Source organism: Endozoicomonas sp. GU-1, assembly GCF_027366395.1.
Lineage (GTDB): Bacteria > Pseudomonadota > Gammaproteobacteria > Pseudomonadales > Endozoicomonadaceae > Endozoicomonas.
In genome coordinates this window covers 4,005,271-4,016,806 of record NZ_CP114771.1, presented here as the reverse complement: position 1 = coordinate 4,016,806, position 11,536 = coordinate 4,005,271, and the positions used below count along the sequence as shown (strand labels likewise).

The 11,536-nt window shown below is 44.0% G+C and carries 7 protein-coding genes; 2 read left to right on the top strand and 5 right to left on the bottom strand.

The features are described from left to right. Positions 1 to 61 precede the first annotated feature (61 nt). Positions 62 to 361: a hypothetical protein gene (locus O3276_RS16780; RefSeq protein ID WP_269672355.1), complete on the bottom strand. Its 300-nt coding sequence runs from the start codon at positions 359 to 361 to the stop codon at positions 62 to 64. Between the two features lie 453 nt (positions 362 to 814). Here O3276_RS16780 and O3276_RS16775 point away from each other — a divergent pair, with 453 nt between their 5' ends. Then, positions 815 to 1,951: a hypothetical protein gene (locus tag O3276_RS16775; RefSeq protein WP_269672354.1), complete on the top strand. Its 1,137-nt coding sequence runs from the start codon at positions 815 to 817 to the stop codon at positions 1,949 to 1,951. A gap of 925 nt (positions 1,952 to 2,876) precedes the next feature. On the opposite strand, the gene O3276_RS16770 is transcribed toward O3276_RS16775, so the two are convergent. The 4 genes from O3276_RS16770 to O3276_RS16755 all read right to left on the bottom strand — a co-directional run bounded on the left by O3276_RS16770 (position 2,877) and on the right by O3276_RS16755 (position 10,750). After that, positions 2,877 to 4,946: an ankyrin repeat domain-containing protein gene (locus O3276_RS16770; RefSeq protein ID WP_269672353.1), complete on the bottom strand. Its 2,070-nt coding sequence runs from the start codon at positions 4,944 to 4,946 to the stop codon at positions 2,877 to 2,879. Between the two features lie 170 nt (positions 4,947 to 5,116). Beyond that, positions 5,117 to 6,847: an ankyrin repeat domain-containing protein gene (locus O3276_RS16765; protein WP_269672352.1), complete on the bottom strand. Its 1,731-nt coding sequence runs from the start codon at positions 6,845 to 6,847 to the stop codon at positions 5,117 to 5,119. A gap of 172 nt (positions 6,848 to 7,019) precedes the next feature. Further along, the gene (locus O3276_RS16760; protein WP_269672351.1) at positions 7,020 to 8,414 is read right to left on the bottom strand and encodes an LDL receptor domain-containing protein; all 1,395 of its coding nucleotides are present in this window, start codon (positions 8,412 to 8,414) and stop codon (positions 7,020 to 7,022) included. Between the two features lie 551 nt (positions 8,415 to 8,965). Then, entirely contained in the window at positions 8,966 to 10,750 is a 1,785-nt protein-coding gene (locus O3276_RS16755; RefSeq protein WP_269672350.1) for a TNF receptor-associated factor family protein, read from the bottom strand. Positions 10,751 to 11,015: 265 nt separating this feature from the next. Here O3276_RS16755 and O3276_RS16750 point away from each other — a divergent pair, with 265 nt between their 5' ends. Beyond that, positions 11,016 to 11,369, top strand: coding sequence for a nuclear transport factor 2 family protein (locus O3276_RS16750; RefSeq protein ID WP_269676008.1), 354 nt, complete (start codon positions 11,016 to 11,018; stop codon positions 11,367 to 11,369). The last annotated feature ends 167 nt before the right edge of the window (positions 11,370 to 11,536 follow it).

Sequence of the window (11,536 nt, the reverse complement as noted above, 5' to 3'; positions counted from 1 at the left end):
TTGTGGCAATGTTCAGGGCAAGAAACCAGGAGCCTGATCCGTTTTATCATTTCAACAGACGCTATTGCTCAAGCTGATAATACCGTTTCGGTTTTGGCATGCCATTTTTCATGGCCGGTCCGCTTAATGACTTCAGAAACTCCACCACGGCATAAATCTCGTCATTGTCCAGAGTGGCGCTAAACCAGTCATGCCCCTGATTGGATCGCCCCATTCCGGATGTGTTGTACCATCTTCTGAATTCCCTGACTTCCTCACTCCGGGGGTTGCCTTTGGCAGCGGTTTTCCAAAGGGCATAGCTTTCCGGAGAGATATCTTTTTCCTGGTAAAGCAGGCCTACTTTTTCAACAACTGTATTCATGATTATCAGTACAAAAAACTGCATTTTGTTTAATATGCTCGCCCTTCACTGACGTTTTGCGCTCCATCGCAAGGTATTTTAGCAGGTCTGCTGTATTGACAGTGAAAATCTACCCGATGGCATGCTGCAGCGCATTCATACCCTCAATCGTTTAAGAAATTCTCGTTCCGTCAAGCAGGGCTTTGCGAACCATCAAAGTATTTAAGGCCGTTAGTATTGCTAACCACTTTGTTATTTTTAACCTTTCCTTTACTCGGTATGGTTTGGAAGCAGGCAGATTATTCAACAAAAAAAGGACATAAGGCTAATCCAGATTGCAACGGGATCCGGCAAGGAGTGTTCAAATCTATTTGAAGGGTCGAAAGTCGAAACAGCCATGATTGTAAATGCAGTTCTTTGAAAGCACATAGCTGCTTTGAGATGCATTTTTAGTCAATCAACAGGGAGGTGGGTATGAACATTACTCAACAGTTTTTTATACGAAATACTGATAACAGCCACTGTCTTAAAGATACTTCTCATCATGAAATTCGCACATTTATCGACAAACATGTTCAGGCAGTCAATTCCGTCAAGATCATAACGCCTGACGACCCGCGTAAAATCTTCCCTTTATTGAAGATAATGGCTCGTCAGGCACAGCTCACCCTATGTAATCAGTTGCTGCGTGAGGATGGCCAGGTACAAGACAACCCTTATCTGAAATTCAGATCCTTTCCTAACAGGCTTTACACGTTCGATGAATCCATTCAGGGATCATTTGAAAAGAACAAAGGGCAGAGTCACCCACGAAAGCCCTGTGCATTATGCAATAACGATTCCAGGCTACTGAAAATCCACACCGGGGGCATTACCATCATCTCCAATTTCCGGCCTTACAGTGCTGAATGCTGGTTGATAAAACCCACAGAACATATTGATCAAAGCACCATATTTGTTAAAAGTTCAGAGCTCTTTGATTTGGCAACAGCCATGGGACCAGCCTATACCTTTGCCCATAGTGGCTACAGGGGAAACTCACAGCCGCATCTTCATATCCATGCAATGAAAGAGAATTTGCCCCTGCGAAAAGCGTTGGATAACGGACAACTCTCTTTGGAGGCTGACCTGCCGGTAATACAGTATGGGAAAACCACGATCCGTTGGATGTCCGGTGATCAAGCCCATAACACGGCACATTTTTCAGGAATTCATATTGCAGGTGAGCATTCTGCTGAATTTGCGCAAGTCTTTAATAATACTCTGAAATACTTAAGCAAAAGCGATGTCTGCGGTACTGGCGGCTACAACGTGGTCTATTGGGCAGACGATAATAACTCCTTGCACTCTTTCATTTTTCCCAGAAATCAAAATGCCAATGTTAATCCTCAATATGTGTCTGAAAAGCAGAGTTATGGCTGTCTTGAAATGAGTGGATTGTTAATCATGGCTCCGGTGAATGACAAAAAAGTGGGTGAACCGGCCGCAGAGGAACTTGCCTCAATGCGAGATAAGCCCTACGGGGATTTTGTCGCCAGGGCCAGAAATGAGCTTACCCGGCTTACCCCGGAGCAATGGCAAGAATTGGCTAGGCATCTGGAACACTACTGAATTAATTTCCCGGTTCAGAACTTGATCTCCATTCACCCTGAAGCGGAGTCGAAGAATGCCAGGCACAAACAAAAACAGATCCATCCCGGATCTGTTTTTTTACCTATGGACTCTTGTCCAATTGGTTAGGCATCCTGCCCTACTAAAGTCCCTGCACAGCCTTCATCCTGAAAATCCGGACATCCTGTCCAATGGCTCCCTGCCATGTCACATCCCTGATTTGTCAGCCATCCACCTTCCTGGCTGCTTTGACTTCCTGTCTCAACTGACGGCTTCCATTCTGAGGCTTTCACTTATCATTTACAGTCAGGGAATCCCCATACTCTGTGTAAGACATTTGCCACTGGTAACCGCTCCTTCTTTTATACAGGCCCTGAAGGTAACCACCAAACAACCCGGTATTTCAGGCAATGTGCATAAGTACACTCGAAAACCGGAATCAATCAAAATGACTGACAAAAGTAATCAACTACTAGTCGATAAAACGGGTTAATTTGATTTGTGGCAGCTGTTCCTGCGTTGGCGTATCATCGCCTGAATACGGGCACTGCAAGTACCCGTATCACATAATAAAAAACCTTGCCAGAGACAAGGCTGCAAATGCTGAACCATCAGCTGTTTGCGTTTTTTATTATTATTGGGGTGGTATTTATTCTTAGACAGAGAGTGAGTATTTGGTGTTCTTATTACCAGGCTCCGAAACAATCGTTACCGACTTCGGCAAACACTCAATGATTGAGCTTATGCTACGTATTTACCGAAGCAAAAGAATTGATCTACATCAATAAATACCCACTAATAATGCACGAATGATCGACCAGTCACTGCTGAGACCCGGTTCAGGGTTGACCAACTTTTGACCAAACAGAAAATAAGCAGGTTTTTAATCTAACAATACAATAACCTGAAAATATTAAATTCTTAGTTAATATTTACCCATCGAACCCGTTTCCAGCAGCAATTGATCGAGCTTTTTCTGATTATCAGCCGATAATTCCCCTGCAAGACTGAGTTTATGTTTACAGATAGCTTTATGAAGCCCTTTATTGCACGAAAGCAGTCGGTGTAATGCTTCAAACCGATGCTCAAACAGCCAGTCATATAATCTAATGTCTGAATGGTGAATAGCGTCGTTGTCTTCAGAGTTCTCTGTCTCATGGCAAATGGATTCACCCCAATCATGACTGTCCCGGACAGAATCATCCGACTCTGGATCTAACCCAACCCGGGCAAAATCACTTCTAGGTGCGTTATAGGTAGCTTCCATCTGGCTTATGAAGGAATCTTTGCATGAGTGGGCAAAAGGTTCACGGGGCAGGTGGACGAAAGGGTAAAGACTTATATTCGTGCTGTGCATATCTCTGGCTTTTGCCAGCAACGTTGCCAGTGTCATTTTATTTTGCGCACTCAAATTGTCGGCAATGACGTCAGAGGTGCTATCAATCAGATAAAAAACATCCGCATCACTGGTTAACAGTTTTCCAATATCACCTGCCCGGGTTTCTATTAACGTATCTGAAATAGCGCCTTTCAGAGTGTCGATATTTCCCGGAAAATTGTATTTATACGCGGCTTTCAGGACATAAGAACACAATTCCAGCTTGCGAAAATATTCACCATGATCTTCAAAAACGCTGAAACATGTGGCAAGCAGGGACTGGCCATTATGATCAAGGCGGTTCAGATGCAACCCGGATTTTATCAAATAGAGAAGCGTGTCAGAAACACGATAGAAGTAATAGGTGTTAATGTTCCGGGCCAGTTCATTGAAAGGGAGTTTTCCGTCGCTGGTGTGCTTATTGATATCTAACCCATGGTGGGTCAGCAAATTGATTTTTTCACTGTCGAGAAACCGACTTGCCATCATTGCATGAAGCGGACTGTTTTTGTAACGGTTGTCAGCGTTGTCGATACTGGCGCCAGCCCGCAACAGAAGCACAGCAAGACCGACCCATGACGTTAAGCTCAATGTTTCAGACAGCGCTGTCCTCCCGCTGCTGTTAACGGCGTCAAGGATTTCCTGACGGCCACCAGCCTTTTCCAGTAACCTGTCCATAAGCGCCAGGGAGGCACCAGTTTGACAGGCAACGTGTAATGGCGTGTTACCAAAGCGATCAGCAATCAGTTCGGCACCACGGCTCAACAGCAATTCCACCACGGTATCAGGATTCGTTGTGTACTTTTGTCCACCACTGCGTGAATGAAGACAGCTCGCTCGACAAAACTGGTGCAGTAAGGTTTGTCCCGCCTGATTGATGGGCTGATTGATATCAACACCATCTTTACTCAAATACCATTGCAGGTGATCCAGTATATTGGGGTCGGTTTCTCGCACTGGAGAATTCCAATACACGGTATCATCGGGCCCATACGCCGAAGTTTGGGTTATGTGCTGAACTTTTTTTGCACGAATATCAATACCCCGGCTCTCTAACAGCGTATCCAGTTCCTGAGTGTCAGCAATGCCTCGAAACAGAGTATTGCATTGGCAATCAGGGCTACGGATTAACCGTGTACCCGGGGTTTCGCACACAATCACCTGACGTCCATTAAATATCTCTGTCGTCTTAGGCTCCAGTGTCAGGTGGTGACAGACCACGACGGGTAATGCAATGGGCTTGAATGCCTTGAGATCATCAGGGGTGACTGAACGCATAACTGGTCCTCCAAAGCGGCTGTCACTATTAGCTCTCGACTTCTTGTCGTTAATAAATTCACAGTAATGATCACCGTTGTCTGGAAATGGTGAATCATCCCGGATATTCATCTCAACATGGTCGCACTCATTCCCTGGCCTGTATTTATCATCAGAAAAATCACACCGATCAGAGCGGGCCGACATATGCAGGTTTTGTATGGCTTGCCCAAAAACAACCCGTCCCGAAAATAATTTGTTACCGGTTTCATTTCGAAGTGAGTTGGCAGCCATTGCTGAAAATTGGCTGTTGGTGAGTTGTCTTGTATGTTTGAGAATGTTTAAAGCCTGTGTGTACATTGAATACCTCCGGAAATTTTTTACGATATTCATTGATCTCCAACCGTTATGGAGAGACTTCTGCAAATCACCCTGAAAACATTCATTCAAGTACATGACCATTTCAGACAACGCTCAAAACCTGCACTGACTGAGGACAAAACAGTAGAGAATTTTGATGGGTCATATCATTAACACTCACCAACTAAAGTAGTCTCCCTGAGCAATTGATCAAGTTTCTCTTTATTGTCAATGGATAATTCAACCACGAGCTTGTTTTTATATTGACCGATAGTCTTATGAATTTCTTTATGTGACAAAACCAGTTGACGTAATGCTGCAAATTGATAGTCAAAAAGCCAGTCATATAAATGAATATCTGAATATCGTACTGAATGATTGTCCTGATGGTCTTCAGTATCATCACAATCAGAATCCTCATTAATCTCTGTTATTTCAGAGCAATCCAGGTCTGATTTAAGTAGCCCAACCCCGGCAAAATCAGGGGTTGCCGCATTATAAACAGCGTCCATGTGACGCATAAAAGATTTTTTGCAAGAGTGTGCAAACGGTTCACAGGGCTGGTGGACAAAAGGGCGAAGGCTCCAATCCGGACGATACCTGTCTCTGGCTTGTTTCAACCACCCTTCCAATTTCTTTTTATTTTGTGCATTCAAATCGCTGGCAATGATTTCGATGGTGTTATCAATGAGATAAAAAACATCCGAAAAGCTTGTTAACAGTGTCCAGATATCCTTGGCATATTTTTCTATCAACGCATCCGAAACAGCGCCTTTCAGTGCATCAACATTTTCTGGAAAATGGTATTTATAAGCAGCTTTCAAGACAAAAGAACACAATTCAAGCTTTCGATAATAATCGATATTTCCGGCAAAAACATTGAAACACATGGAAAGCAGGGACTGACCATAACAATCAAGGCGGTTCAGGGCCAATCCTGCCTTTAACAGATAAAGAAGTACATCGGAATCAAAGTAGAAGTTACAGTAATACATATCCCTGACAAACTCATTGAAAGGGAGTATGCCTTCACTGAAGCAGTTATTGATATCTAACCCATAGCGAGTGAGGAAGTACAGTTTTTCACTGGTAAGTTGTTGATTTTCTATCATTGCACGAAGCGGACTGTAATGATATCGGTTGTCGGCGTCACCGATACTGGCTCCTGAGCGCAACAGAAGCACCGCTATACCAACCCATGATGATGAACTGAGCGCCTCGGACAGGGCTGTCTTCCTGTCGTTGTTGACTGCGTCAAGGATTTCCGGGCGGCCATTGACCTTTGTCAGCAATATTTCCATAAGCTCCGGGGTAGCTCCAACATTGCAGGCAAGGTGTAATGGTGTGTTACCAGCGCAATCGGGAAGCAGCGAGGCTCCATGGCTCAAAAGTAATTTCACCACCGTATCAGGATGCACAGAGTACAGCGTTTCCGGCTCCCTCTGATAGAGACAGCTCGCTTTACAGAACTGGTGCAACAAGGTTTGCTGCGCCTGGTTGATGGGCTGATTGATATCAACCCCCTCTTTACTCAGGTACCATTGCAGTTGCTCCAGTATATTTGGGCTAAATTCTCTCAGTGGAGAACGCCAATGCACCACCTCTCGGGGCCCATACGCTGAGGCCCGGATTGTATACCGGGCTTTTTTCGCATGAACATCTATAGCCCGGTTCTGTAACAACGTATCTAATTCCTGAATGTCAGCATCATCACGAAACAGCCTATCGCATTGACAATCAGAGGAACGGATGAGTCGTGTATTGGGGTTTTCGCACACGACCAACTGACGACCATTGAATAACTCGTCAGTGCGAGGCTGCATGGACAGGTGGTGACAGACCAGAACGGGGGATGCAGTGGGCGAGAATGACTTGAGATGTTCAGGAGTGACGGATGTCATGGTAAATATTTCAAAGTAGGTTTTTTGTACATTTCATTTAAAAAATGTTTATTCAAAAGAATCCGTTAAAAAAATACTGGCTGTCTCCTGAATATGACCAGAAGTCGAGTCTGGTATAAAAACGGAAATAATCAAGTCTTTCCTGTTTACTGACCCATTCTGATTTTTCCTGCTAAACAAGTTTCTGCTGCATTTCAAATGCTTCCCGTGATTCAGTGCCAATTGATGGGCCTGCTACAGCCGCCAATTGCTGCTGGGACTGCTGGAAAGACAAGGGATGCCAGAGTGATCGTGATAACGCTTGCCCTGTTGGTAATGTCGGAGTAGCCTGCTTAATGGCCTTGTAGCTTGCGTAGGCACAAAGGGCATAGGAGCCGACTCCCACTGCCAGGAAAGTGGGTATTGCGTACAAGGCATAGGCTGAGAGTTCGCTGGAGGTGTCTGTCGGGTGTTCATCAAATTCTGTATAGTTAGAACTAGTTTCAAGAATGATTTGTGTGGGCGTTGTGAGCTGTTCCGACGTTGTGGTTTGTGCTGGTGTTGTTAAATTGCTGCATAATTCCGCCCGCTCATCCGAGCCATCAGCACAATCGTAATCTCTATCGCATGAAACATAGGAAGGAAGACATTCACCGTTTTTGCAAATAAACCGCCCTAATTTGCTGCATTCATCCTGTGTGCAGTTCGTTTCATGGGAGCCATCAGCACATTGCGTGTCTGCACCAGAAAGTCCACTACATCGAAACCTTAACGAAATACATTTGGTGCCGTCAGCACAAATAAACCGCTTTAATTTGTTACATACATCCGGTGTGCAGTAGTCTTCATCGGAGCCATCCCCACAATCCATATAACGCACTCTCTTACTTCCATCACATTGATACTCCTTACCGATGCACTCGCCATTGTCACAGGTGAATTGATCATCTGCGCATGCCGCCCGAGGCGCTGTGGTTGGGTCGGGCGTTGGGGGAGAGGCAGAAGCTGTCATTGCTTCTGGCGTTGTTGTTTGTGCAGATATCGTTGTTTGTGCAGACGTTGTTGTTTGGCTGGATGTCGGGGTTTGAACGGAAGCGGTTATTGCTTCTGGCGTTTGGGTTTGGCCAGGAGTTATTAAGGTTGAGGGAGTAAATTCTGTATCGATAGCAGTAGTTACAGGGGGAGTTGTTGCAGATAAGGGTGAGTGCAATTGACTGGATCTGGATTCCGCCTGAGCCATCTGCTGCTGATTATACAAAGCCGCAAAAAACAGCATCGATTCTTTCAGCCCTGGTGCCACAGCACCAACATAGGGTGAACTCATCACCTGACTGAAAGCAAAGCCTGCCGCACGGCGCATCAAAATTGTTCCCGCCTTCAGGGCAACACCGGCAAGTTGTCTAACCTGATAGTCAACAATCGGTTTGTGTTCATGCTTCTGCGCCAAATCATTCCCACACCGGATATACCCCTGGCAAACAATGATACCTGCCTTCTTGGAGGTTTGTGTGACCATGGTTTGAGGGTTGAATGCGTTTGGTAAGGAAGAATCAATTTTCATTTGATAACCTTTTGGATAGCCGATCATTCCTCCATACAAATGTACCCATGGCATGATGTGCCGATACCAGAGCAGGGCTGTTGATTATTGACCGCCTTTCTGGTCAGTCGCCAAAGGCTAACCAGTCCATGGGTTATGGCAGTAAAATAGATGTTTTTCTAATACTTGCCGCAAATATTTAATATCGTTGAAGCTGAGCACGCCGAAGCATCAACAAGCCCTGACAGCACGCAATTTTATCTTCAATTAGTCTCTGTTTATACGTTGTATGGCTGGCATGAGCAGAGTAAGGTTCTGTTGCTGTATCCTGTTCCCCCTGTATTTATCCGATAAAGTTCGCTCAGAGAATCTCCATATAATTTGGCCAGGATTGCACCTATCATACACCCTTCAACCGCCTACCCTGCACAGCAACCAATAACACCACCAGCAGCAGCACCAACTAATTCGGGTTTGCCAACACCTGGAGAGATAATATCAAAACTGTAAACATAATTATTTTGAGGTTGCATATCAATGGACTCTTTGCAGGTATGGAAATACAGCTTTCAAAGACACTCTGGCATTTGAACATTCGACTATTCAATTTCAAACGGAATATACTCAGCCTTAATGGCCATCTCATCATTAAATTTATAAATAGGTTTGCCAAGATCCTTTTGTTCCCATTTAAGCATCATTAAATTAAAGAAATCTACAGTTACAGTTTGTGCTTGATGTTCGTCATAACAAGATTGAACTTTTACCACTCTATTTTTCGATTTCACTGGTATAACCGTTGATATGTCTATTTTTTGATGGTCTTCGATGTTATGTCTTCTATCCAGTAGTGAAACTTTTATTCCTCCGGATACCGGCCAGGTCAATTTTTCGTCATGCTTTCCTGGCATAACCTGTGCGCGAATTGTCGCCCTGGTATGATTTGCATGGTAGGTACCTTCGAAATCCAGAATGAGTTTGAAACAGTATCCTTCATCTGACGTATAAAAAACCGGGCTATGTAATACATGATCACTGTGTCGGGTACCGTTAATTATTTGTTTGCAATTTCGGATGGGCCAGCTGATCAGTCCGCTACCTTCGATCACGTCGTATGGCGAATTATAAAAATTGGGTTTGATCTGAGCGACTGACAGCACTTCTATCGTTGTTTTGCTCTCGGAATCCAAATAGCAGTATTCAGAATCCCACTTCGGGGGTTGTAAACTGCGCAGTCTGCAAAATTCTTTAAATCCCACAAGAGGAAGCGGGGTCTTTCCCGGGGATCTTCGGCACTCGCCCGGAGCTCTTGATAGATGAATCGTCATTTTAATGTCTTTCTTATGTTTGCTGTGATCTTTCATAATAAATTTCATGGATTCACTGCAGGGCCATTCGGCTTTGCCATCATTGTCTCCATTGATCACACGAACGTACAAAGACAGGTATTCATGACTTTGTTTCACTAAAAACAACTGAAAGGTATGGTTGTTGATTTGGAATGGCTTACTCTTCTGTATTACCCCACCCGTTTTGTTTAAGTTTTCAGCATGATCAAATTGCCATGAATAGACAACATCCCCAGCTCCTGCTGATGCAGATGGTTGAGCGACAGTTGCGGGTGGAACCACCTTGGATACATTATCCATTTTGACCTTCGGGGGTCCGGCTTTCGTTTCGGTGTTGGAGGTATGGCTGTCATATCCGGAACGTACGGACAATTGTTGATCATTAACAATTGTGCTTATGACGGTTGACAATGAGCAATTCTCAGACTTAGCTGTTTCCAATTCCACATCAAGTAATTTTATTTTCTGGCTTTGTGACTGGACTTGCTCAGTCAGCCTCTTATTTTCCTGAATCGTATTCTCCAGCTCTTCCTTTAAGGCGTCTGAATCAGTGTTACTTTCAGGCTGTATTTTTATATTGTGTTCATATCGCTCTTTTAAGTATTCTATTTCTTCTGTCAGATACTTTTTTGATGTTGGGCCATTACAGTTATAGACATGAACTTTCTGATAATTTTGAAACTCCCCTTTCCAGCTGCATTGTGGTTCCAGGCACTCGACAATAAGACCATTGATCTCTCTCGCATAAGCTGCATCGACAAAAATATCTTTTATATTTATGCGGCTGTTACATTCAGCCAGGGGGCAGGTTATCTCTCTGTCTTTAATATTTCTTTCTATGCATGGCTTACAAATGATGTGTCCGCATGGCAGCTGATAAGGATCGGAAAGAATATGTGGCCTTGGCTCTGAATATAGACAGGTAAACTTTTTTTGCTTGGAAGGGTCCGGAATCAGAACCGGTGGATACGGATAGACACGCTGAAACTCAGGCATTGGTGTATCACGATTTAGTGTTCCTGATAATGTGTTCATATTGAAATACCTGAGTTCAATGTCAATGTGTCTGTTTGACCTGTTTTCTTCAACCAGGTTCCCTGTTTTTTTATTCCAATCGATATCGCCATCACAGCTCTTGCAAAGGCTATTACCATTGAACCCTGGTCATCACGCTCCTTGTTCCATGTGTACGATAGTGCAGCAAGTCCGTGTATCTGGACGTCCATTAATAAGTCCCATCTTTTATTGGATTTTGAACATTAGTAGCTTGAGACATTAACTTTAGCATCATTTTGACTACATTCTCGAGAAGTATAACGATAGCTCGTTTGTTCAACACAATCGTAATTTACCCGATAAAGTCACTGGCCTGGTTGGCTTTTTAAAAGAGTTTGTTGAGGACTATCCCGATTACACCTATGACATAAAGCATATTTATGTTGATGGTAATTACGTGATTTTCCATTCACATGCTACTTTGAAGAAAGAAGACAGGGGTAATGATAAAAAAGGAATGAATATTGTTGATACTTGGCGGCTTGAAAATGGCAGGATCGTTGAGCACTGGGACTCAATTCAAGCACTGGATGACTTTATGCGACTTTACTCTCTAATTAACGGTGGCGATATTAAGAACAATAACGGCGTCTTCTGATTTTACATTATATTAAATGCAGGTGCTTGCTGTTGCACATTAACCCGGATATTTCATAAACTACCCCGAATCTCGCGCCGGACTTTGTCGCTCTAAGGGATTTTGTGAGGGAGCGCCGTACCGGGGAGTACAGTCGACTGAGCAAAACTCCCTTAGAGCGGCAAAGG